The organism is Erythrobacter sp. F6033 (genome assembly GCF_023016005.1).
In the GTDB taxonomy this organism is placed as follows: domain Bacteria; phylum Pseudomonadota; class Alphaproteobacteria; order Sphingomonadales; family Sphingomonadaceae; genus Erythrobacter.
On record NZ_JALKAZ010000001.1, the window covers coordinates 1555240 to 1577687 of the forward strand.

General features: G+C 56.0%; 21 protein-coding genes. 14 read left to right on the forward strand and 7 right to left on the reverse strand.

Features of this window, described 5'->3' with window-relative positions; translation table 11 throughout:
* Positions 1 to 6 precede the first annotated feature (6 nt).
* The 3 genes from purL to MWU39_RS07400 are packed head-to-tail and all read left to right on the forward strand — an operon-like array spanning position 7 to position 3825.
* Positions 7 to 2241, forward strand: coding sequence for a phosphoribosylformylglycinamidine synthase subunit PurL (gene purL / locus MWU39_RS07390; RefSeq protein WP_247159363.1), 2235 nt, complete (start codon positions 7 to 9; stop codon positions 2239 to 2241).
* 11 nt (positions 2242 to 2252) lie between these two features.
* Positions 2253 to 2579 carry a DUF6122 family protein gene (locus tag MWU39_RS07395; protein WP_247159364.1) on the forward strand — a complete coding sequence of 109 codons (327 nt, stop codon included), beginning with the start codon at positions 2253 to 2255 and terminating at the stop codon, positions 2577 to 2579.
* Between the two features lies 1 nt (position 2580).
* Positions 2581 to 3825: a TCR/Tet family MFS transporter gene (locus MWU39_RS07400; RefSeq protein WP_247159365.1), complete on the forward strand. Its 1245-nt coding sequence runs from the start codon at positions 2581 to 2583 to the stop codon at positions 3823 to 3825.
* Here MWU39_RS07400 and MWU39_RS07405 read toward each other — a convergent pair.
* Entirely contained in the window at positions 3813 to 4640 is an 828-nt protein-coding gene (locus MWU39_RS07405; protein WP_247159366.1) for a Coq4 family protein, read from the reverse strand. The two genes, MWU39_RS07400 and MWU39_RS07405, sit on opposite strands and share 13 nt — an antisense overlap.
* A 129-nt stretch (positions 4641 to 4769) precedes the next feature.
* On the opposite strand from MWU39_RS07405, the gene MWU39_RS07410 reads away from it, so the two are divergent.
* A complete protein-coding gene (locus MWU39_RS07410) occupies positions 4770 to 5456 on the forward strand; it encodes a nitroreductase family protein (protein WP_247159367.1) in 687 nt (228 codons plus the stop codon).
* A 30-nt stretch (positions 5457 to 5486) separates the two neighbouring features.
* On the opposite strand, the gene MWU39_RS07415 is transcribed toward MWU39_RS07410, so the two are convergent.
* Positions 5487 to 6317: a Coq4 family protein gene (locus MWU39_RS07415; protein WP_247159368.1), complete on the reverse strand. Its 831-nt coding sequence runs from the start codon at positions 6315 to 6317 to the stop codon at positions 5487 to 5489.
* Between the two features lie 140 nt (positions 6318 to 6457).
* A complete protein-coding gene (serB, locus tag MWU39_RS07420) occupies positions 6458 to 7372 on the reverse strand; it encodes a phosphoserine phosphatase SerB (RefSeq protein WP_247159369.1) in 915 nt (304 codons plus the stop codon).
* On the opposite strand from serB, the gene miaA reads away from it, so the two are divergent.
* The 5 genes from miaA to MWU39_RS07445 all read left to right on the forward strand — a co-directional run bounded on the left by miaA (position 7365) and on the right by MWU39_RS07445 (position 12511).
* Positions 7365 to 8321 carry a tRNA (adenosine(37)-N6)-dimethylallyltransferase MiaA gene (gene miaA / locus MWU39_RS07425; RefSeq protein WP_247159370.1) on the forward strand — a complete coding sequence of 319 codons (957 nt, stop codon included), beginning with the start codon at positions 7365 to 7367 and terminating at the stop codon, positions 8319 to 8321. The two genes, serB and miaA, sit on opposite strands and share 8 nt — an antisense overlap.
* Before the next feature lie 248 nt (positions 8322 to 8569).
* A complete protein-coding gene (ilvB, locus tag MWU39_RS07430) occupies positions 8570 to 10327 on the forward strand; it encodes a biosynthetic-type acetolactate synthase large subunit (RefSeq protein WP_247159371.1) in 1758 nt (585 codons plus the stop codon).
* Positions 10327 to 10842, forward strand: a complete 516-nt coding sequence (gene ilvN, locus MWU39_RS07435) for an acetolactate synthase small subunit (protein WP_247159372.1) — start codon at positions 10327 to 10329, stop codon at positions 10840 to 10842. The genes ilvB and ilvN overlap by 1 nt, the downstream gene beginning before the upstream one ends.
* A gap of 12 nt (positions 10843 to 10854) precedes the next feature.
* The gene (gene ilvC / locus MWU39_RS07440) at positions 10855 to 11889 is read left to right on the forward strand and encodes a ketol-acid reductoisomerase (RefSeq protein WP_247159373.1); all 1035 of its coding nucleotides are present in this window, start codon (positions 10855 to 10857) and stop codon (positions 11887 to 11889) included.
* Between the two features lie 19 nt (positions 11890 to 11908).
* Positions 11909 to 12511 carry a DUF4329 domain-containing protein gene (locus tag MWU39_RS07445; protein WP_247159374.1) on the forward strand — a complete coding sequence of 201 codons (603 nt, stop codon included), beginning with the start codon at positions 11909 to 11911 and terminating at the stop codon, positions 12509 to 12511.
* 136 nt (positions 12512 to 12647) lie between these two features.
* Here MWU39_RS07445 and MWU39_RS07450 read toward each other — a convergent pair whose 3' ends face one another.
* Positions 12648 to 13034 carry a hypothetical protein gene (locus MWU39_RS07450; protein WP_247159375.1) on the reverse strand — a complete coding sequence of 129 codons (387 nt, stop codon included), beginning with the start codon at positions 13032 to 13034 and terminating at the stop codon, positions 12648 to 12650.
* Between the two features lie 115 nt (positions 13035 to 13149).
* The gene (locus tag MWU39_RS07455) at positions 13150 to 13629 is read right to left on the reverse strand and encodes a YHS domain-containing (seleno)protein (protein ID WP_247159376.1); all 480 of its coding nucleotides are present in this window, start codon (positions 13627 to 13629) and stop codon (positions 13150 to 13152) included.
* A 285-nt stretch (positions 13630 to 13914) separates the two neighbouring features.
* Here MWU39_RS07455 and MWU39_RS07460 point away from each other — a divergent pair, with 285 nt between their 5' ends.
* A complete protein-coding gene (locus MWU39_RS07460; protein WP_247159377.1) occupies positions 13915 to 14388 on the forward strand; it encodes a hypothetical protein in 474 nt (157 codons plus the stop codon).
* Between the two features lie 78 nt (positions 14389 to 14466).
* Here the strand turns inward: MWU39_RS07460 and MWU39_RS07465 are convergent, their stop codons facing one another.
* Positions 14467 to 15027, reverse strand: a complete 561-nt coding sequence (locus MWU39_RS07465; protein WP_247159378.1) for a YHS domain-containing (seleno)protein — start codon at positions 15025 to 15027, stop codon at positions 14467 to 14469.
* A 293-nt stretch (positions 15028 to 15320) separates the two neighbouring features.
* Here MWU39_RS07465 and leuA point away from each other — a divergent pair, with 293 nt between their 5' ends.
* Positions 15321 to 16994 (forward strand): 2-isopropylmalate synthase, encoded by a 1674-nt coding sequence (gene leuA / locus MWU39_RS07470; RefSeq protein WP_247159379.1) that lies wholly within the window; start codon positions 15321 to 15323, stop codon positions 16992 to 16994.
* Between the two features lie 30 nt (positions 16995 to 17024).
* Positions 17025 to 18200: a serine hydrolase domain-containing protein gene (locus MWU39_RS07475; protein ID WP_247159380.1), complete on the forward strand. Its 1176-nt coding sequence runs from the start codon at positions 17025 to 17027 to the stop codon at positions 18198 to 18200.
* 3 nt (positions 18201 to 18203) lie between these two features.
* On the opposite strand, the gene MWU39_RS07480 is transcribed toward MWU39_RS07475, so the two are convergent.
* The gene (locus MWU39_RS07480) at positions 18204 to 20096 is read right to left on the reverse strand and encodes a DEAD/DEAH box helicase (protein ID WP_247159381.1); all 1893 of its coding nucleotides are present in this window, start codon (positions 20094 to 20096) and stop codon (positions 18204 to 18206) included.
* Positions 20097 to 20360: 264 nt separating this feature from the next.
* Between MWU39_RS07480 and MWU39_RS07485 the strand changes: the two genes are divergently transcribed.
* The gene (locus tag MWU39_RS07485; protein WP_247159382.1) at positions 20361 to 21404 is read left to right on the forward strand and encodes an amidohydrolase family protein; all 1044 of its coding nucleotides are present in this window, start codon (positions 20361 to 20363) and stop codon (positions 21402 to 21404) included.
* A 49-nt stretch (positions 21405 to 21453) separates the two neighbouring features.
* On the forward strand, positions 21454 to 22440 hold the full coding sequence (locus MWU39_RS07490) for a nitronate monooxygenase family protein (RefSeq protein WP_247159383.1): 987 nt from the start codon (positions 21454 to 21456) through the stop codon (positions 22438 to 22440).
* The last annotated feature ends 8 nt before the right edge of the window (positions 22441 to 22448 follow it).

The window sequence follows — 22448 nt, forward strand, 5'->3', positions numbered from 1 at the left end:
CTCTGCATGAGTCAGATCACACCTGAAATCGTCGAGCAGCACGGCCTCTCACCCAAAGAATACGAACGCGTCCTCGCCGGACTGGGCCGAGAGCCCAATCTGGTAGAGCTCGGCATTTTTTCGGTGATGTGGTCAGAGCACTGCTCTTACAAATCATCCCGACTTCATTTGAAGAAGCTTCCAACGGAAGCACCCTGGGTGATTTGCGGTCCGGGTGAGAATGCGGGTATCATCGATATCGGTGATGGTCAGGCGGCAATCTTCAAGATGGAGAGCCACAACCACCCGTCTTACATTGAACCGTATCAAGGCGCAGCGACGGGCGTTGGCGGTATTCTGCGCGACGTATTCACCATGGGCGCGCGTCCGGTCGCAAACGCTAATGCGCTTCGGTTCGGCCGCCCTGACCATCAAAAGATGAAACACCTTGTCCAGGGCGTGGTTGCGGGCATTGGCGGATACGGCAACTGCGTTGGCGTACCGACAGTGTGCGGCGAGACAAACTTCCACCCGGCCTATGATGGCAACATCTTGGTCAATGCAATGACTGTTGGTGTGGCTGACGCGGACAAGATCTTCTATTCCGCTGCGACAGGCGTGGGCAATCCGATCGTCTATGTCGGCTCGAAAACTGGTCGTGACGGGATCCACGGCGCCACCATGGCCAGCGCAGACTTTGAAGAGGACGCGGAAGCCAAGCGTCCTACAGTGCAAGTGGGCGACCCGTTCACGGAAAAGCTGCTGATTGAGGCATGCCTTGAATTGATGGCAACCGACGCGATCGTCGCGATTCAGGATATGGGCGCTGCTGGCCTCACGTCCTCCAGCGTCGAAATGGCGACCAACGGTAAGGCTGGCATCCGGCTCGATATGGACAAGGTCCCGTGCCGCGAAGAAGGCATGACCCCTTACGAAATGATGTTGAGCGAGAGCCAAGAGCGGATGCTCATGGTGCTCAAGCCCGGCAAAGAAGAGATGGCCGCGGCGATCTTTGAAAAGTGGGAGCTCGATTTCGCCGTAATCGGCGAAGTTACCGATACTCGGCATATGGTTCTGGAATTTGGCGGTGAAGTTGTGTGCGACATTCCGCTCGGCCCACTCGCAGCCGATGCGCCGGAATATGACCGCCCCTACCTCTCCAAAGAGGAATACACCAAGTGGGCCGAAATCACGCCAATGCAGGATGTGCCGGACAGCGACGATCCGGGAGCCGACTTGCTTGCGCTGCTCGCGACGCCAAACCTCGCCTCGCGCCGCTGGATTTCGGAACAATATGACAGCCAGGTGATGGGTGACACGCTGCAAACCGGCGGAGATGCCGGTGTTGTCCGTGTCCATGGCACCAACAAAGCGCTCGCAATCAGCACCGATTGCACACCGCGTTATGTTCACGCCGATCCATATGAAGGCGGAAAGCAAGCCATTGCCGAAGCGTACCGCAACCTCTGCGCTGTAGGCGCGAAGCCGCTCGCAGTGACCAACTGCCTGAACTTCGCGAACCCTCAGCGACCCGAAATCATGGCACAATTCGTCCATGCACTCGAAGGCATGGGCGAAGCCTGCCGCACACTCGATTTCCCGATCGTATCGGGCAATGTGTCGCTCTACAATGAGAGTAAAGCTACAGGCGGCGGATCAGCCATTCTGCCAACCCCCGCAATTGGCGGCGTCGGCATTATCGAAGACGCAAGCCAGATGATGACGATGGCCTTCAAGCAGGCAGGCGATGCGATCTACATTGTTGGGCCGGAATTCTGGGCCACGCCCGATCCAACCCGTTCGCATCTTGGCAAATCGCTTTGGCTCAAAGAGATCAAGGGCCGCGATGAAGGGCGCACTCCGCCGACTGATCTTGTGGTCGAGCGCAATGCTGGCGCGATCATTCACGAACTTATCGCGGATGGTCTGGTCAACGCGGTCCACGACCTTTCAGATGGCGGTCTCGCTGTCGGTCTTGCCGAGATGGCAATGGCGGGCGGAATGGGCGCCGAAGTCGAGGCAAGCGCCGACTACACCGCCGCGCAATGGTGGTTCGGCGAAGATCAGGGACGTTACGTTGTGACGGTGCCAGACGTGGAGGCGCTCAACACAGCTCTCGCGAAAGGCACTCGCGATAGCGAAACCGCTCAAATCGGCTTCCAGCGTGTTGGCACGGTTGGCGGCGATAGTCTGCTTGGTCAATCGCTCGACGATTTGCGCAGCGCACATCGTAGCTTTTTTGAAGAGTGGATGGGCAGCTAAACGCACCGCGCGTGGATCTGCTCCAGCCTATTCTCCATTACGGCGGACACTGGCTCGCGCCGTTTCTGATCGCTGCTATCATTTGGCGTAACAACTGGTTGCTGAGCGGAGCTGTGGTTGCGTCTGCAAACCTGATCGATCTCGATCATCTGCTTGCCGATCCGATCTTCGATCCAGACCGCTGCTCCATCGGCTTCCATTTGCTTCATGGATGGGAAGCTGCCCTCGCCTATGCGTTAATGCTGTTAATCCCGCGCTGGTGGGCACGCGCTTTTGCAATTGGAGCGCTGTGGCATTTGGCAGTGGATTATGGCGATTGCCTGATGCAAACATGCTGATGTGAGCAGCAAAGCGACCTCGTCTGGCAAGAATGCGACCTTGGGTTTCGTCGCCTTCATCGTGTTCGTAGACATGGTGGGCATAGGGCTAATCATCCCGGTCATGCCAACGCTGCTCGAAAGCCTCACCGGTGAAAGCGTTGATCGCACGGCGGAAATCGGCGGGTGGCTGCTTTTTGCATACGCCGTGATGCAGTTCCTGTTCGCCCCGATCATGGGAGGCCTGTCTGATCGCTATGGCCGCCGGCCAATATTGCTGGTCACGCTGTTCCTTCTCGGCATCGATTATATCATCATGGCGCTGGCGCCAGACCTGTGGTGGCTGTTTGTTGGCCGAATCCTATCTGGTGTAATGGGCGCAAGCTGGGCAGCGGCTAACAGCTGTGTCGCCGATCTTGCCACGCCGGAAGAGCGCGGCAAATATTTCGGCATTCTAGGAGGTGCCGGTGCAAGCGGCTTTGTCATCGGGCCGGCGGTTGGAGGACTGCTGGGGAATTACGGAGACCGGTTGCCATTTGTCGCGTCAGCCGTCCTGTGCATCGTCGGCTCAATCCTAGGATACTTTATTCTCCGCGAGACGCTGCCAAAGGATAAGCGTCGCCGCTTTACAATGTCGCGCGCCAATCCGTTTGGTACGATCATCCAGATGGCAAAGACGCCGGTTGTGCTGTCATTCCTTGGCGTCATTTTTCTTATGCAGCTTGCATCACAGTCGACCTTTTCGGTTTGGGCCTATTACAACATTCTGAAATTTGAATGGGATTTGCTCGAGATCGGACTGAGCGTCGCCTTGTACGGATTGTTATTGGCCATTGTGCAAGGCGCTCTGACAGGCATGTCGATTACCAAATTTGGTCCAAAGATAACGTGCGTCTTGGGCTTCGTATTCGCCATACCAGCCTATGCGCTGTTCGCTTTCGCGCCCGGCAGCTGGGCCATGGTGTTGGGCATTGTGCTTGGCAGCTTCGCGGGGCTCACCTTCCCGGCCATGCAACAGCTGATGTCAGAACGCATTTCGGAAGATGCGCAAGGGGAGTTACAAGGTGCCATCGCATCCATGGTCAGCCTGACCAGCATTGTTGGCCCTGTCGTTATGACCAAACTGTTCGGGATCTATGCCGATGACACGGGGATATTTTTCCCAGGAGCGCCATTCCTGCTTTCAGTGATCATTCTGGTCTTGGCATTTGCGGCGCTGCGCTGGAATCTTGCAAGAACTTTGCCGATCAGTTCTCAAGCCGCTTGAGCGCCGCCATCGCAGCATGGCTGCGCTTCTGACTGAGACAAGTTGACATCATTGGCGCTGTGCCCCTCGCTGTCCAAAATACGTAGACACTCGCGATAAACCACAGGCTCTCCGATTTTCAGCCGGGCACGGACAGCTTCGATATCGTCGCGCATCACGGCATCCACGTCCATGTGAGCCAGTTTGTCAGCGGCTTTGCCCAGCGCGCGACCTTCCTTAATTGCTGCGTAGAGCGGTGCTGAAGTGCCTGTAACTTTCTTGATTTGGCGAGCCGCAGCATAGGCAATGAATTTCACACCAAGATTGTGGTTCTGCTCATAGGAAAAGCCGAGCAGAGCGGCCTCCCCCAAGGCATCCCGGCCATAGGTGGTGAGCACATGAAACAGATCATGTGTGTCGCGCAACCGGTTGAAATACCACTCAACTTGATCAGCCGGGCGCTCATCGCGCGGACGCCAGTCATAGCTTTCGTCGACAAGCCCGTTTGCGGTCAGCTGCTCGCGTTTCATGAAGCGGATGTAATGCTGTGCAACCGTATTCGGCCCACAATCGGCCCAGCGATCATGATCGTCGAGCATGTCGGCAATGGCAAGATTGTCTTCGTTTTGGATGAACCGACGAGCCGTTTTTGATTGCACGAATGCCTCGGCTTGTTTTTGGACAGCCTTCCCCTTCAACGCATCAATAATGAAGAACACCTCTTTGGTGTCTTCTTTATTAGCGATCAGATTGCGAAAATGATGAAGCGCTTTGAGCGGACGAAAGCCCGACCTGTCTCTGTCATTTGCAACGAGGGGGAGATCAAGTGTCGACATCGTGGCGTTTAAACCTCATGAGAAATATAAGTTCACCAAATGCAACTTACATTGATGTCAGCGGCTGTCAAGGTGGATTTCCGTAAGGTCACCCTTCCCTAATCAATCCACCTTGCGCATAGACATCCCATGCGTGAACACGATACAATTCCCTATTCGTTGAAGAGACTAACCGACAATGAAAGCGTAGCGCGTGCTCGCTCGCTTCGGGACCGATTGAAGGAGCGGCGTACGTGCCGATACTTCTCGGACGAGCCGGTCCCGCGCGAGGCAATCGAAGCCGCTATCGAAGCCGCTGGCACAGCCCCCAATGGTGCCAATCACCAACCGTGGCATTTCGCCGTGGTCTCTTCACCGGAAAAAAAGCGCTCAATTCGCGAAGCTGCCGAGGAAGAGGAGCGCAAGTTCTATGGCGCGGAAGGCGACAAGCCTAAAGCATCAGACGAATGGCTTGATGCGCTAAGCGATCTGGGAACCGACGAGGACAAACCGTTCCTCGAAACCGCGCCCTATCTGATTGTCGTTTTCGCCCAGCGAAAAGGCGGCATTGAAGAGGACGGCAAGACGCAGAATTACTACGTCAATGAAAGCGTCGGCATTGCATGCGGCATGTTGATTGCGACCTTGCACGAGGCGGGACTGGCAACTCTGACACATACGCCCTCGCCCATGGGTTTTCTGCGCGAGGCGTGCGAACGACCTGAGTGGGAAAAACCTTTGATGATTGTCGTTGTCGGCCGCCCGACGGACGATGCAACGGTTCCTGTGCACGCAGTAAAGAAAAAGCCACTGAGCCAGATTGCGAGCTGGCTCTAGCGGCTTTTCAATCCACCTAAAGCGGTGGCTCTATGCAGAAACGAGTTCGCTCGGCGTGTTAGAACTTGCGAGCAGATCCATCGGATCAATGCCCTCCTTGCGCCAAATGCGGTGGCATTCGCGGTACTGGGTTGGCTCCGGAATGTTCAGCATAGTCCGAACCTCATCCAGTGGCATCTTGAGCAATTCGCGGATCGGCTGTTCAAGCAGCTTGGGCGCGCCCTTGCCGGTTTTCTTAGCCTGACGGACCGCGCCCATGACAGGGGCCTTACTGCCGCGAACCATCATTTTGATATTGGCCGAACCGGCATAACCGATCAGCAAATGGCCTTGGCTCGGGCTCTGCCCATGTGTGAACAGCAGCACGCATTGTTCGCCCAAAGCGTCGCGACCATAGCCCGTGAGGACATGGAAGAGATCATGCGTGTCGCGCGAACGCGCCATGTACCACTGCATAAGGTCGGGGTATTGCGGACGGCCCAGCTTATCAAATTCAGCGACCAGCCCGGCGGCACTCAAACCTTCGCTTTCCATAAAATCGCAATAGGCGTGCGCGAGGCTGCCTTTGGGCGTTTTGCGAAGCTCAGTGTGGTCGTCGAGAATCTCCGGCAGATTCGGCTCTGTGCGGCGCAAGTCCTCACCACGCTCAGACAAAACCACATCCGCAACACGGTTTACGTAACCTCGCGGGGGGAGAGATTCGTAGATTTTAAAGACGAGGCTGGTGTCTTCCTTATCCTTCATCAGCAAGCGAAAATTCTTAATCGCGCGAGGCAGTGAATAGCGCGCCTCTGGGCGATCAGGATGGCGCAGAATTGTTCCGTCAACGGAGGACTGAAGGGGAATAGTTGTAGTGGTCATGTCGCGGTTGGCCTTTGGATGTATTGTCTGACCATGCGACTAGCAGGCCATTACTTACATCAATGTTAATAGCTGATAAGGGTTCTCAATCAAAACCCTTTTTACGCTACGCCTGTAAAATCCCGTTACCGCGTCAGTTATCAGCCCTCGATCCAATCCGTGGGCGCGATCCCCAGCAGCGCCAGAATTGCGCTCAAATCTCCCCGATCGACCCGTCCGTTAGCCGCTGCCCTCGCTTTCGGCTTGGCGCGATAGGCAAAACCGTAATCCGCAGCTTCAATCATCGGAATATCATTGGCACCATCACCGGTTGCTAAACTTCTGGCCGCTCGCCCGAGCATCCCGATTTCTTCCGCCAATACAGAGGCCTTGGTGGTCGCATCGGTTATGCCGCCGACCAAACGACCGGTCAGTTTGCCCCCCGACACATCAAGCCGATTGCCAACGACGCGTTGAAAGCCGAGTTCTTCCGCAACAGCATCAGCAAAGTGATGAAAACCACCAGTCACAAGAACGCAGCGTGTGCCTTGAGCAGCAAGCGTCGCTGTGAGTGTCTTCGCTCCGGGCGTTGCGCTGATCCTTTCAGCTAAGCAGGTCGCAATGGCCGCCTCATCGAGCCCCTCAAGCAGCGCAACCCGCTCACGCAGCGCATTCTCAAAGTCGAGCTCGCCCTGCATCGCGCGTTCAGTGATGTCAGAAATTTCCGCCTTAAGCCCGGCAAAATCTGCAAGCTCATCAATGCACTCTTGCCCAATCATGGTCGAATCCATGTCCGAAACAAACAGCTGCGGGAAAGTGATCTCGTCCTGAGCCACCAACGCATCGGTCGGTGCAAAAAATTTGTCGATGCCAGCTAGCACCTTGGCCGGATCACCTTCATTAAAGCTGAGCTGCAAAACATCGCCGCCTATTGCGGAGGAGGCAAAATCAAGCTTCGCCGCTGAGGTAAGAGGCATGTTCTCAGCAGCGAAGGCATCTGCTGCCGCATTCAAACGGTTTTCAAGATCACCCGTTTCCCCGCCGTCAGTGTCTGCTATCAGACGCGCAATGAGCACAAAAACATCTCCGAACAAATCGCCCAAGAACAGGCTCGCGCTCATCGCAGGGCCAACCGCTAGCGGCAAGAGCGCAATTGCGTTGGACCTCGCAAAGGCTCGCGCAAAGGCCAAGCTCGATACGTGGGTTATCAACGCCGATAGTATGCAAGTGTATGCCGATATCCCGATCGTCTCGGCAGCCCCTTCGCAAGACGAGCAGTCTGTATGCCCTCACCATCTCTACGGTGCATGGGACGGCCAAGTGAGTTGTTCGGCAGCCGAGTGGGCAAAGCAAGCAAGGCTTGTGATCGCCGAGGCGCATAAAGCAGGTGCCCTTCCCGTCCTCGTTGGTGGGACGGGCATGTATATGAAGGTGCTGCTTGAAGGGATCGCCCCCATCCCAGAGATTGACCCCGAAATCCGCGAAGTCGCCCGCGCGCTTGATACAGACGCTGCTTACGCCGCGCTGATGATCGAAGACCCGGAACGAGCAAGCATGCTCGCACCGGGTGACAGCCAACGCATCGCGCGCGCGCTGGAGGTGAAGCGGTCAACCGGGGTGACGCTCGGGGATTGGCAGCTCGCAAAAACTGGCGGTATCGGTGACGATGTGGACCTTACGGCCGCTGTCCTGCTGCCAGAACGCCAATGGCTATATGATCGCTGCGGGTTGCGTTTCGAGCAGATGTTGAAAGACGGTGCGATTGCCGAAGTCGAAGCTCTACTGAAGCGCGGCCTTTCGCCGGACCTGCCTGTGATGCGCGCAATCGGCGTGCCGGAGATTGCTGCATTTCTAAAAGACGAGATTGATCGAGAAACGATGATAGCGGGCGGAGCACAGGCCACGCGCAATTACGCGAAGCGGCAATTCACTTGGCTCCGCAACCAGTCGCCATCTGATTGGAACCGCATTGAATCTCAAAATGTCGATATGGATAGTATTTTTGCATCATTATTACGTAATTAGGCGTTGACGCATTAGATTATGCCTTATATCGGAGCTGCGTAAGGCGGTTCGTAACGCACAATCGCCTCTTGGTTTCGCATATGATTATCGTTACACCTCGTCAGGCAACAAAGGTGAAGGCATCCAGATCATGATTATCGTCCTAATCGTAGGTGAGAACGGGTTGATCTAGGATTCTTCGAATAGAATACGTCCAGATCGGCTCGATGCGAATAACCGCTTCGAGCCGTTTTTAATTTGGGAGAAGTATGTTGGCGCAGCGCTCCGGAGCCGCCTTATTGATGGAATGTCTGGTCGATCAGGATGTCGAGTTCGTATTCGGCTATCCTGGCGGTGCAGTGCTGCCCATTTATGACGAGCTGTTTGGTGAAGAACGCATCCGCCACATTCTCGTGCGCCATGAAGCAGGCGCGGCGCATGCGGCAGAAGGTTATGCCCGGGCGACCGGCAAGCCGGGCGTTGTTCTCGTCACATCCGGCCCCGGCGCTACAAACGCTGTGACGGGCATTGCCGATGCGTTCATGGATTCGATCCCGATGGTCGTCATCACAGGACAAGTTCCCACTGGCCTAATCGGAACAGACGCATTTCAGGAAGCCGATACTGTCGGCATCACGCGGCATTGTTCTAAGCACAATTATCTCGTGAAAGACCCAGCTGATTTGAAAGCGACGCTTGAGGAAGCCTTCCGCATTGCAACCACAGGACGCCCTGGCCCTGTTGTGGTCGACATTCCAAAAGACGTGCAGATCGCTGTTCCTTCTGAAAATCGCGCGTCAAAGCTGACCGCAGCCCACCGATACGCGCCGCAAATGGCAGCGTCGCCAGAGCATATCATCGAAGCCGTCGAGATGCTCGCAGGAGCAGAACGACCGATCTTCTACACAGGCGGCGGCGTGATCAATTCGGGGCCCGAAGCGACCGAATTGCTGCGCCAGTTGCAGGATATAACAGGCGCCCCTGTTACGTCGACGCTAATGGGCCTTGGCTGTTTCCCGAACACGCATCCTGATTGGCTCGGCATGCTGGGCATGCACGGCACTTACGAAGCCAATATGGCGATGAACCGCGCCGATGTGATGATCTGCATCGGGGCCCGCTTTGATGATCGTGTTACCGGGCGGCTGGACGCATTCTCGCCCGACAGTAAGAAAATCCACATCGACATTGATCGCAGCTCGATCAACAAGAATGTGCCTGTAGACCTTGGCATTGTTGGCGATTGCGCGACTGTTCTGGGTCAAATGATTGAAACATGGGGCGAGCGCAAGGCTCAGGACCTTGGCGAGTGGAAAGCCCGCATCGCCGGATGGCGCGCGCGCGAGTGCCTCGCTTACCCTGAGAAGTCGAAGAAGAACCCAGACGCTATCATGCCGCAAAAAGCGGTCGAGCGGCTTTATGCCCTCACCAAAGAACGCTCCCCCATCATCACCACCGAAGTCGGTCAGCATCAGATGTGGGCCGCACAGTATTTCGGTTTTGATAAACCGAACAAGTGGCTGACCAGCGGCGGTCTGGGCACAATGGGATACGGCATGCCGGCGGCCATTGGCGCGCAGCTTGGCCACCCTGACGCTTTAGTGATCGACATTGCCGGTGAAGCGTCAATCCAGATGAACATTCAGGAACTCGGCACCGCGAGCCAATACCGCCTGCCGGTCAAAATCTTCATTCTGAACAACGAATATATGGGCATGGTGCGGCAGTGGCAGGAACTGACCTACGAAAGCCGCTATTCAAACAGCTATTCCGACAGCCTGCCGGACTTCGTAGCGCTGGGTGAGGCTTACGGTTGGAAAGGTATCCGCATTCAGGACGAGAAAGACCTCGATGCTGGTATCCTGCAGATGATGGAGCATGATGGCCCGGTCATCGTCGATTGCTGTGTAGCAAGTGATGCAAACTGCTTGCCAATGATCCCGTCAGGCGCAGCGCACACGGAAATGCTGCTCTATGGCGATCAGCATGACGGCACGATGGACGATGAAGCAAAGGCACTGGTGTAATGAAGATAAAGAGCGCAGCTTCTGAGCGGCATGTCCTCAACGTTACCGTCGATAACGAGCCGGGTATCCTCGCAAAGATCACTGGCCTGTTCACCGCGCGCGGCTACAATATCGACAGCCTGACCGTGGCCGATATTTCAGACGACCATGCGATCAGTCGGATTACCGTCGTCACCAGCGGTCCGCCCGAGGTGATCGATCAGATTGAGGCGCAACTTGAAAGGCTTGTGCCAGTTCACGGCGTGACCGACCTCACCACGGCCGGCCCACACGTTGAACGCGAGCTTGCCCTGATCAAAGTCAGCGGAAAAGGCGATGCGCGTGTCGAAGCCTTGCGCGTTGCGGACATTTTCCGCGCCAGTGTGGTTGATACCACCACCGAAAGTTTCGTGTTCGAGCTCACTGGAGCGCCGGACAAGATTGACAGTTTCATCGCCCTTATGCGCGGTCTCGGCCTTGTCGAGGTTGGCCGTTCGGGCGTTGTGGGAATGATACGCGGCGCGACGGGCGCCTAAGGAGATACAAAGATGAAAGTCTATTACGACGCAGATGCCGATCTTGATCTGATCCAGAACAAGAAAGTCGCCATTGTTGGCTATGGCAGCCAAGGCCACGCCCACGCTCAAAACCTGCGCGATAGCGGTGTGAAAGAGGTCGCTGTAGCCCTGCGTGACGGCTCTTCGACCCGCAAGAAGGCGGAAGAAGCTGGCTTCAATGTCATGAACGCCACCGAAGCAGCTCAATGGGCCGATCTGGTCATGGTCCTGGCGCCGGATGAGCATCAGGCCGCAATCTGGGCCGATGAGATGTCTGGTCATATGAAGTCGGGCAGCGCCCTCGCCTTTGCACACGGTCTCAACATTCACTTTGGCCTGATTGAACCACCTGCCGATATCGATGTAATCATGATCGCACCGAAAGGCCCCGGTCATACCGTGCGCAGCGAATATCAGCGCGGCGGCGGCGTACCCTGCCTCATCGCCGTTCATCAGGAAGCTTCGCAGAACAGCGGCAATGGCTACGCAAAATCGCTCGCGCTGTCTTATGCAAGCGCAATGGGCGGTGGACGCAGCGGTGTTATCGAAACCAATTTCTGCGAAGAATGCGAAACCGATCTATTCGGTGAGCAAGCCGTTTTGTGCGGCGGCATCACACACTTGATCCAGGCGGGCTTCGAGACATTGACCGAAGCCGGTTATGCGCCGGAAATGGCCTATTTTGAATGCCTCCACGAGACCAAGCTGATCGTCGATCTTCTCTATGAAGGCGGCATCGCCAATATGCGGTATTCGATCAGCAACACTGCCGAATATGGCGACATCAAAACTGGTCCGCGGATCATCACTGATGAAACGAAAGCCGAAATGAAGCGTGTGCTGGATGACATTCAGTCAGGCCGTTTTGTGAAGGACTTTGTGCTCGATAACCGCGCTGGCCAGCCTGAATTGAAAGCATCACGCAAACGCGCCGAAGCGCACCCGATCGAAAAGACCGGTGCAGAGCTGCGCGCGATGATGCCGTGGATCAGCGCGAACAAGCTGGTCGACAAATCGAAAAACTAAGGGCACCGGAGCGGGTGATATGAACAACACCCGCTCCACCACCCTCATTATATTTGGCCTCTGCGGACTTGCATGGGTCGTAATTGTCGGGCGCGCCTACTTCAATGTGAAGGGCCCCGAGGACTTCGTCGTCACTACGACACAAAGCGAAGTGCAGGCATTCGCACGAGCACAGCTTGATGCGTTGCAGGAACGTTCGTTTGCCGAAGATATCGAGCTTTGCGGTATCATTTTTGAGCGCAGCAATGGCGAGCTCGGTGCATCTTCGCCAAGGCCCGGTGACGAAGCGAGCTGCGGCATCGCGTTCTTTGACGAACCAGGCATGAAGCCGCTCGCCAGCTTTCACACGCATGCCGCACAAAACGATCAATATGACAGCGAAGTACCGTCGGTTCTCGATATGCGAAGCGATTCTGCGCTTGGTATGGATGGGTATCTCGCGACGCCTGGCGGACGGTTCTGGTGGATCGATGGCAATCGCGAAATTGCCAAGATGGTCTGCGGCGAAGGTTGTCTTGCGCAGGATACCAATTACGAACTGTGCGATGCCTATGAGCCGGAAAGCGAATACGACATCCCGACTCTGATGGGCCGCTTTCGCGACAACTCAACTGATTGTTAAAAGCCAATAGATACGACCCGCGAAGCAATCGCTTCGCGGGTCGTCTATCCTCCTAAGCCTTGTCATGAAAAGAATGGGGTGCAGCTGACTTACCTAGGAGGAAGTATAAGCCTGCCACACCCCAAGATGCGCACCGTCAGGCTTTCGGTGCGCAAGCTCCTGCTTCGCAAGCGCTCGCAGCGCATGCATTCGCTTCACAGCCGCTTGCCGCACAGGCATCAGCTGCCGCGCCGCAATCGGCGGCTGCACAAGCTGATGCAGCACACGCATTTGCTGCACATGCAGCCGCAGCACAGGCTTGCGCTTTGGCGGCCTTTTTAGCCGCTTTGCGTTCGGCCTTACGGGCTTTGCGTTCGGCACGGGCTTCAGCAGCGCGATTGCCGCCGTAGAGGCCAGAAGATGAACTTGTTGCGCTGGTGCTTGGGCCGCATGGAACATCTGCGATTGCAGGTGTTCCAGCTGTTGCAACGGCCAGTCCGCCAGCAACCATCAACATTTTTGCGAGGCTCTTTGAATTTGACATTGGGGTATTCCTTTCAGACTTCTCTCTCGGGGGTAATAAACTCTCTAGGGGTATTGAGCGCTCTGGCGGATTGGGGGTCAGGGGTTAAACCAGAGCGCTCAATTCGGGGATTTGATTAGTCGCCGAAGCGCTTTCCATCGGGCACGCTTTTCCAAGCAACATTTGCCTTGGCGATGAAGCCGGGAATGTCTTTCAGCCACATCGATTGGACCTGCTTGTTCAAGTTCAGATACAGCTTGCCATCGACCAACTTGTAGACTTGCGGATCACCGGGGGCGAGCGAACCGCGGCTCATCGCCCATGCGCAGTGGCCACCATATTGCGGAGCATACGCTGCAGGGTTTTCCTTAAACGCATCCGCATTTGCCTGGCTCGAAAAACGCCATTCGGCATCCATGTATTGGACCGTGTATCGGGCATCGCCTTTCACTGGCACGCCGGAGCCTTGAAAATAGCTGACGGTGTCAAAGCCGCCAACGGCGATGTTGCCTTGATTGACGCCGACAAAAATGCCGCCGTCTGCTTGTGCTGGTGCGATTGCAGCGATCGGTGCGGCAAGCGCAGCGGCGGCAATCAAGATCGTACGGAACTTCATCGGGGGTCTCCTAAAAACTCGTTGGTGCAGCGACCATTCGGTTGGCTTTCAGGCGGGATCATCAGGGGTAAACCAGCAGGGGAACTGGCGGGGTAATCCTGAGAGCCGCCGAATGGCCGCGCACATTATGAGGTTCGCAGGGACCACGCATTTGGTGACAGTGATCGTGAAAAAATTTTGAATTTTTCTTCATCGCATGGATGCAATGGCCCATTGACTGTCATTGCGATGCAAAACTAGACGCGTCTTAAGCGTCGGATACACGCGCTTGTGTGGGGACAGATCATGACTATCAAACGCGCTTCATTAGCCGCCATTGGCTTGATGATGGTTGCTGCTTGCGGTGAGAAACCTGACAATGCTGCGACAACAAATGCGGCCGCTGAAGATTTCGCGGCCCGGATCAATGGGCCGGATGGAGCAGCCAAAGCTAACACAAGCGGGACAGCAGCCACACCAAGCACTGCCGTAAGCCCGACGGTTGCCCAGCCCTTGCCCAACGCCGCTGCGGGAGCGTTCGTTGCAGGGACCGCCACAGATCCGAATGCAGTAACATGTGATGCGAATAAGATGGGGCCCTTCATCGGCCGCGTGGCCGACGCCCCAACTCGCACTGACATTGAAATCGTAGCGAGCGCGGGCCGTGAAATTCGTTTCATTCGCCCCGGTGCCGAAACCATCGCTCCCGACGCGACCAATCCGCGCCTCAACCTTATGCTCGATAGTCAGGATATCATTCGCGACGCTCGTTGCGGGTGAGGCAATCACAAAATGCAAAGACCCCGCCAACGCAAACGCTGGCGGGGCCTTTTCGTTGAGATCACTAATGGTGTGTGATCAATCTTGGAAATGCTCGTCTGGCGAGTGGGTTGGATAGTTGGTGTCACCCGAAGCAATGAAGCCCGGGATATCAGCCTGCCAACGTCCCTGCACATCTTGATTGAAGTTCAGGTAGAGCTTGCCGTCAACGATCTCATAAACTTCGGGGTCTCCCGGCGCCAGAGCATCGTTCGCACCAATCGCCCATGCGCAATAGCCGCCATAAGCAGGTGCATATTTGGCCGCATCTTCAATGAACGTTTTTGCGTTACCTTCATTGGCAAAGCGATAGTCGTAACCGTTGTAGCGGACAGTGAAATCCTCTGTGCCTACGACAGGAACACCGTCGCCGGTGAAATAGCTGACCACGTCATAACCTGACACTGCGAGCGTATCGCCTTTTGAAGCGGTGTGGATCGGGCCTGTCGGTTCACCGCCGAGATCGGCGTAGTACGCAGCCTCAGCAACCGCTTCGGTTGTTTCGCCGGCATCTGCGGTGTCGGTTGCAGGGGCGCTGCACGCTGCAGCGGTAGCCAGCAGAGCGCTGATAAGAACGGATTTGAAAACTGAATTCTTCATAGGGGTATTCCTCCAATTAATCTCTGTCTCATTGCGAGCAGCCTGTTGCCCGCTGACATAGCTGAGTTCGGCGCATCCTGATCACTAGTTACACGGTTGGTGAATTTTTTACCAAAAAGCTTGAGCGCGCAGGGCAAATCGGCAAGAACACTGCCTATGACACGGATCAGCAGCCTAAACCTACGACTTATGCGCCCTTGGGGGTGACCGGCTGCGTGCGAGTGAATGCGGCCTAGCTTCCAAGGGATAGGCCACCAAATCTTCAAAACACCATTCGCAAAGCTTCTGTTTCCATGACCATGCTCAAGAATCCCGCCACGAAGTATCGCCCGTTTGGGCAGATCGATTTGCCTGACCGCCAATGGCCGACACGCATGATCGAAAAAGCGCCGCGTTGGCTTTCCACGGACCTTCGCGATGGCAACCAGTCGATCATCGACCCAATGGATGCCGTGAAAAAGCGGCGCTTCTTTGATCTATTGGTTGAAGTCGGCATCAAAGAAATCGAAGTCGGTTTCCCCAGCGCAGGCGCGACGGAATTCGACTTTATATCCGGCCTCGTGAAATCTGGCGCGATCCCGGATGACGTAACTGTGCAAGTCCTCACGCAATCGCGCGAAGACCTGATCCGCACTTCTTTCGAAAGCTTGGAAAGCGCGCGCGCAGCAATCGTACATCTATACAACGCAGTCAGTCCGGCATGGCGCGACATTGTATTCCGTATGTCGAAAGATGAAGTGCGCGAAATCGCAAAGACCGGCGCCATGGTTATGCGCGATGAAGCAGCCAAGCGCCCTGAAACCGATTGGCATTTCCAATATTCGCCAGAAACATTCTCGACAGCCGAACTCGATTTTTCGATCGAAGTATGTGCGGCTGTAATGGACGTTCTTCAGCCCTCCCCTGAAAAGCCAATCATACTGAATTTGCCCGCCACAGTCGAAGCGGCAACACCCAACATTTACGCCGACCAGATCGAGTATTTCTGCCGCAATCTGCCGAACCGCGAGAGCGCAATTATCTCGCTACATACGCATAATGATCGCGGAACCGGTGTCGCCGCAGCAGAGCTTGGCCTGATGGCCGGAGCCGACCGCGTCGAAGGTTGCCTGTTCGGCAATGGCGAGCGCACAGGCAATTGTTGCCTCGTGACAATGGCGCTTAACCTCTACACGCAAGGCCTCGATCCCCGTCTCGATTTCTCCGATATCGACCGCGTGATCGAGACAGTCGAATATTGCAACGATCTGCCTGTACATCAACGCCATCCCTATGGGGGCGAGCTTGTCTACACCGCATTTTCCGGTTCGCATCAGGATGCAATCAAGAAGGGATTTGAGGCCAACAATACTCAGAATGACGAACAATGGCGCGTGCCCTATCTGCCAATAGACCCCGCTGATCTGGGCCGCGATTACGAGGCTGTTATCCGGGTCAATTCGCAATCAGGCAAAGGCGGCTTTGCGTGGGTGCTCGAACAGGATCAGGGCCTCAAACTGCCGAAAAAGATGCAAGCTGATTTCTCCAAACATGTGCAGCGCATGGCGGACGAGCTCGGCCGTGAACTCAATGCGGCTGATATTTGGGAAGCGTTCAAATCAGCCTACCATGTACAAAGCCAAGATCGCCGTTTCAGCCTTGTCGATTACGAGGAGAATCGCGCCTCAGACGGGACACGTGTTTTCGCTGGCAAGATCGCGGTCGATGGCGGCGAGCAAAGCGTCTCGGGACGCGGCAACGGATTGATCTCAAGTGTCGTCAGCACGCTCGAAGGCGCATTCGATCTCGACATCAAAGTGCTCGATTACTCCGAACACGCAATGGGCACCGGTCGCGACGCGCGTGCCGCCGCGTACCTAATGTGCCAGTCAGGAGACGAGATCATTTGGGGCTGCGGTATCGATGAGGACATCGCAACCGCCAGCGTTCGCGCCGTACTCAGCGTGGCAAATTCTGCGGTGAAGTAACGGAGACGCGGTTTTGGGGGACCAATAGCGATGACAAAGAAGAGGATCGGTATTGGGATCATCCTTGCGATTGTTCTTGGCGCAGGCGCATTCATCATCGCCGGCATTCTTGAACCGTCACTTGATCCCGATTTTGAGCGAAACCTTACCGCTGCATCTCCGACTGAAACCCAGCAGTTAATCGCAGAAGAAGCAGAAAAGCTCGGTGTTACTGCACTCAGCGTGACTGTGATTGACGGTGATAGCGATCCGCAAAATCTCTATTTTGGGCGCGCGCATGAAGGCGGCGTGATGCAGGTCGCCAGCCTCTCAAAGGCTGTCGCCTCGACTGTCATTTTGATGGTTGCAGAAGCGCGGAGTGTTGGCATCGACGATGACATCAGGGACCAAATCAGGTCACTCGACATTGCATCGCTTGAGGGAGGCGACAGGCCGATCACGCTGCGCCAATTGCTTTCACACACAACCGGTGCATCGCAATCCGGATACCCGGGATACCCGCGCTACGGCGAGGTTCCTGATACCGTAGACGTCATCAATGCGCCGCCGCGCCTGATTGAATCGCAGCTCACATTTGACGGCGAACCGGGAAAGTTTCGCTATTCGGGCGGAGGATACACTATCGCTCAATTATGGGCGGAGGAAGTGACCGGGAAGCCATTCGAAGCAATTGCCGAGGAAGTACTGCTCGCCCCTCTCGGCATGAACCAAAGCACATTTACCCAGCCAGTCGAAAGAGACGGGATTGCCCCGCTCGAGATCGTTGGGGCGGACGCTGGCTTTGATCCATTCGGAGGGGTCTTCAGCTCGCTAGATGATGACTGGCACATCTATCCGGAAAAAGCGGCTGCCGGGCTTTGGACAACATCGCAAGACTACGCACGGTTCGTGGCTGCGGTGATGGATGCGGCGGCGGGCGCCGAAAATACCATTCCAACTCAAATCGCGTCGGAAATGATCAAGCCCTTCGCCAAGACAGGCTGGGGTCCGGACTCATACTACGGACTGGGCGTAATGGTTACGACCGCAGGCGACAGCGGGATACTCGAAGTATCGCACACAGGCGCGAATGCGGGCTACCGCTCATTGTTCGTGGTACAACCTGCGACAGACGACACAGAAAGACGCGTTGTCGTTGTGTCGGCAAACACCGCGTCTGCCCAATACCTCAACAAAGCGATTGGTGACGCTTTGATTGCGCGCTAGCCCTTAGTCTTTCGGCGGCTTTCCGCCTTTCTTGGGATAGCCGCCGCCCTTGCCTTTTGGCTTGCCGGTGAATTTGCCTTTGGGTTTGTGTTTCTTGCCTGGCTTGGCGTCCCTGCCCTCCCATGGCTTACCCTGACCTGCAGGTTTGCGATCCGGCTTTCCGCCCGACTTATCATACGATTTACCGCCGCCTTTGCGGAACGGCTTTGCCTTTACATGACTGCCGCCACGAGGGCCGTCATCTCCGCCCCCACCTTCACGGCGGTTGCGGCGCCCTGCATCGCGCGGCGCTTCGTCGGATTGCTCGATGTTTACCGGGCGATCGTCTTTGTCATTCTCGGCCGTGCGCTGCACTGCGTCTGCGACTTTGTCAGCATGCGCACGGGGGATTTGGAAGAACGTTTCGCCTTGCGAAATCCGGATTGCGCCGATTTCGTTGCGCGTTACATGGCCGCGGCGACAGATCAGCGGCAAAATCCAACGCACATCGGCCCCTTCGCGGCGTCCAATATCCATCTTGAACCAGACCGTGTCTTCAAAGCCGGGACGATGTTTGTCTTTTTGCGCCGCTTTGCGAGCTTCCGGTGTGTTCGCTGTCAATTCTTCCGGCTCAGGCATCTTGGCGCGGTGCGTTTGCACCAACATCGCCGCGATTTCTTCTGCGCTGCGTTCCGCGAGAATTTTCTGGGCGATTGCGCGATCAGCTTCGTCGATCTCCACCGGCTTAAGCAGCTCGGCAAGCATCCGTTCATGGTCTTTCGCTTTAATCGCATCGCGATCCGGCGCATCGGTCCAATCGGCGTTGATCTTCGCATTGCGCAGCATGCTTTCAACCCTGCGGCGACGCGAAAATGGCACGATCAGGACAGCGGTGCCTTTCTTACCGGCACGTCCGGTTCGGCCAGAGCGGTGTTGAAGTGTTTCGGCATCACGAGGAATTTCGACGTGGACGACCAAGCTGACGCTGGGGAGATCGATACCGCGCGCGGCCACATCGGTGGCCACACAAACGCGGGCGCGCTTGTCCCGCAATGCCTGCAGCGCCTGGTTCCGTTCCTGCTGTGAATGCTCTCCGGACAGCGCAACAACACCAAAGCCGCGCTCTTGAAGCGTCGCATGCAGGTGTCGCACCTTGTCGCGTGTTCCGCAGAACAAGATAGCGGTTTCCGCCTCGTGAAAACGTAACAAGTTGACGACGGCATTCTCGATTTCAGGCGGAGAAACGGTCACCGCTTGATAAGTGATATCGCCATGCCCGCGTTCCTTACCAATGGTGGCAATGCGCAGGGAGTTGAGTTGGTACCGGCGGGCGAGTGCCTCAATCGGGCGCGGCATCGTGGCCGAGAACAGCAATGTGCGGCGTCCATCCGGCGTCGCGTCAAGGATAGCTTCAAGCTCTTCGCGAAAGCCCATATCGAGCATTTCGTCGGCTTCATCGAGCACCGCAACGGCAAGTTCCGACAGGTCTAGCGCGCCGCGCTCAAGGTGATCGCGAAGACGGCCCGGCGTACCGACAACAATCGTCGCGCCGCTGCGAAGCGCCTTGCGCTCTTGCGACGGGTTCATGCCGCCAACGCAGGTTGTAACGCGCCCGCCAGCCTTGCTGTAGAGCCAAGCAAGTTCGCGGCTGACTTGCAGCGCAAGTTCGCGCGTAGGTGCGATCACCAAAGCTTTCGGAGCAATCGCGAAAGGCACTTTGCCATTTTCGTCCAGCAGCTCGTCCGACATTGCTAGACCGAAAGCGACTGTTTTGCCCGAACCCGTCTGGGCGGAAACGACCAGATCGCGCCCGCGTGCTTCTGGTTCAAGAACAGCAGCCTGCACGTCCGTTGCGGCGGAATATTCGCGCTCTGTAAGGGCATCGGCAAGACTGGCTGGAAGCGTTGGAAACGTCATAGATAAAACTCTGGCTGCGCAAGCGCGCATCATTTGCGCCAAGCGGGAAAAATTGACCGACAGAATGTGTTTAAGCTGGCGGGCGGGACGCATTGGTCACGCGAAGGTTGGTGCGCCTATAGGGAACAATTCGGCGTTTGGCTTGTGAAAAATGGTGCAGCGCAAAAAGCCGTCATACTTCCCACCTCACGCTGTGTGTGTCATTCAACCAAGAACACGCGATAGCGACAGGTTTGAAGCCTGCGCCTTGGGAGAGATTGAAACATGACCGAAGCCATCATCGAGCCTGATCTGCCGATCATCGATCCGCATCATCATCTTTGGGATCTGCGCCCAATGTTACCGATGTTTCCGGAACCACGGCACCGCTTTATCGAAGGCTTAGTGCCGGTTGCGCATTACGCTTTTGATCAGTTCAACGCAGAAGTCGCCTGCGGTCACAACATTCTCGCAACCATCTTCATGGAATGCGGTGCATTTTATAACGCTGGTTATGGAGAAGCCAAAAAGACTGTTGGCGAGGTCGAATTTGTAAATGGCGTGGCGGCGCAATCGGCAAGTGGGCTTTATGGAAATGCGCGCCTCTGCACCGGGATCGTGGGGCACGCAGACTTGCTACAAGGAAGCAGCGCTGGCGAGGTCCTCGATGCGTTGCTCGCGGCATCACCAAATCGATTTAAAGGCATTCGTCATCAGGGCGCTTGGGATGCAGACCCCGAAGTGCTTGGCCCTCCATTCCACGCACCTCCCGAATTGTATCGCGACGCGAAATTCCGTGAAGGTTTCGCCGAGTTAAGCAAACGCGGGATGAGCTTCGATGCGTGGATTCTTGAGCCGCAATTGCCCGACGTGATCGACCTAGCACGCGCCTTTCCCGACACGCCGATCTGCCTTGATCATTGCGGAACACCCCTTGGGATGGCGAGTTACGCCGGCAAATTGGAAGAACGGTTTGATGTCTGGCGCACAAACATCCTCGAACTTGGCAAATGCGAAAACGTGATGGTCAAACTCGGCGGCTTGGCGATGCACAATTGCGCCATGCCTGAACAAGGTCCCGCAGCTGGCATTGGGTCGGAAGAACTCGCTCGTCTGTGGAAGCCATATATCGAAACATGCATCGAAGCGTTTGGGACAAAACGCGCCATGTTCGAAAGCAATTATCCGGTTGATCGCTGGGGCGCGACCTATCCCGTTTTGTGGAACGCGTTCAAAAGAATTGCGAGCGGTGCAAGCGCTGAAGAGAAGGCCGCACTCTTTGCTGGGAACGCAGCACGCTTCTACCGCGTTGAACACGTTCTTGCCTGATTGCATTTTGCAACCTAACGCGCTGGCAAGACTGTTCTAGGAGAGATGCATGCCCCTTCCCGCCCCATTTGATCGCCTTCGCCTACCATTGATCGGATCACCACTTTTCATTGTTTCCGGTCCTGAATTGGTGATCGCCCAATGTAAGGCCGGAATCATTGGCAGCTTTCCAGCTTTGAACGCGCGCCCTCAAACGTTGCTGGATGAGTGGCTTCACCAGATCACCGAAGAGCTCGCCAAGCACAACCGCGAGAATCCGGATCGGCCCGCTGCTCCATTTGCGGTTAACCAGATCGTACACAAATCCAATGACCGGGTGATGGCCGACATGGCCACATGCGAGAAATGGCAAGTTCCATTGGTAATCACGTCACTAGGCGCACGGACCGAAATCTTCGACGCCGTGCGCAATTGGGGCGGAGTGACAATGCACGACGTGATCAACAATCGTTTTGCCAACAAAGCAATCGAGAAAGGGGCTGACGGCCTCATCCCCGTCGCAGCTGGCGCCGGCGGACATGCTGGCACCCAGTCGCCATTTGCCCTGATGCAGGAAATCCGCGAATGGTTTGATGGTTTGGTCGCGCTGTCCGGTTCGATCGCCAACGGCGCTTCGGTGCTCGCCGCTCAAGCGATGGGCGCAGATTTCGGCTATGCGGGGAGCGCATTCATCGCAACCGAAGAAGCCAACGCTGATCAAGCCTACAAACAGGGCATCGTTGATGGGTCTGCGGAAGGGATCGTCTATTCTAATCTCTTCACTGGCGTACACGGCAACTATCTGCGTTCTTCGATTGAAAATGCAGGCCTTGATCCTGATGATTTGCCAACAAGCGATCCGTCTAAGATGAACTTTGGTTCTGGCGGCAACACAAAGGCCAAAGCTTGGAAAGACATCTGGGGGTCCGGTCAGGGCATTGGCGCCGTCAAAACACTGGGCACCGTTGAAGACATGGTCTCCAGAATGGAGCGTGAGTATCACACAGCCAAAGCCAGGATGCTGGCGGATTCAGATTATGCGCCTTGGCGCGACTGAACTTGATT

What these genes read in the sequence shown, in the direction of transcription:
- ilvB (WP_247159371.1), top strand. Translation starts at nt 8,570, where the DNA reads ATGTTGGCGCAGCGCTCCGGAGCCGCCTTATTGATGGAATGTCTGGTC.
- ilvN (WP_247159372.1), top strand. Translation starts at nt 10,327, where the DNA reads ATGAAGATAAAGAGCGCAGCTTCTGAGCGGCATGTCCTCAACGTTACC.
- miaA (WP_247159370.1), top strand. Translation starts at nt 7,365, where the DNA reads ATGAGCACAAAAACATCTCCGAACAAATCGCCCAAGAACAGGCTCGCG.
- MWU39_RS07465 (WP_247159378.1), bottom strand. Translation starts at nt 15,027, where the DNA reads ATGAAGAATTCAGTTTTCAAATCCGTTCTTATCAGCGCTCTGCTGGCT.
- MWU39_RS07405 (WP_247159366.1), bottom strand. Translation starts at nt 4,640, where the DNA reads ATGTCGACACTTGATCTCCCCCTCGTTGCAAATGACAGAGACAGGTCG.
- MWU39_RS07490 (WP_247159383.1), top strand. Translation starts at nt 21,454, where the DNA reads ATGCCCCTTCCCGCCCCATTTGATCGCCTTCGCCTACCATTGATCGGA.
- MWU39_RS07480 (WP_247159381.1), bottom strand. Translation starts at nt 20,096, where the DNA reads ATGACGTTTCCAACGCTTCCAGCCAGTCTTGCCGATGCCCTTACAGAG.
- MWU39_RS07455 (WP_247159376.1), bottom strand. Translation starts at nt 13,629, where the DNA reads ATGAAGTTCCGTACGATCTTGATTGCCGCCGCTGCGCTTGCCGCACCG.
- MWU39_RS07415 (WP_247159368.1), bottom strand. Translation starts at nt 6,317, where the DNA reads ATGACCACTACAACTATTCCCCTTCAGTCCTCCGTTGACGGAACAATT.
- leuA (WP_247159379.1), top strand. Translation starts at nt 15,321, where the DNA reads ATGACCATGCTCAAGAATCCCGCCACGAAGTATCGCCCGTTTGGGCAG.
- MWU39_RS07475 (WP_247159380.1), top strand. Translation starts at nt 17,025, where the DNA reads ATGACAAAGAAGAGGATCGGTATTGGGATCATCCTTGCGATTGTTCTT.
- MWU39_RS07450 (WP_247159375.1), bottom strand. Translation starts at nt 13,034, where the DNA reads ATGTCAAATTCAAAGAGCCTCGCAAAAATGTTGATGGTTGCTGGCGGA.
- MWU39_RS07410 (WP_247159367.1), top strand. Translation starts at nt 4,770, where the DNA reads ATGCGTGAACACGATACAATTCCCTATTCGTTGAAGAGACTAACCGAC.
- purL (WP_247159363.1), top strand. Translation starts at nt 7, where the DNA reads ATGAGTCAGATCACACCTGAAATCGTCGAGCAGCACGGCCTCTCACCC.
- MWU39_RS07460 (WP_247159377.1), top strand. Translation starts at nt 13,915, where the DNA reads ATGACTATCAAACGCGCTTCATTAGCCGCCATTGGCTTGATGATGGTT.
- MWU39_RS07485 (WP_247159382.1), top strand. Translation starts at nt 20,361, where the DNA reads ATGACCGAAGCCATCATCGAGCCTGATCTGCCGATCATCGATCCGCAT.
- MWU39_RS07445 (WP_247159374.1), top strand. Translation starts at nt 11,909, where the DNA reads ATGAACAACACCCGCTCCACCACCCTCATTATATTTGGCCTCTGCGGA.
- ilvC (WP_247159373.1), top strand. Translation starts at nt 10,855, where the DNA reads ATGAAAGTCTATTACGACGCAGATGCCGATCTTGATCTGATCCAGAAC.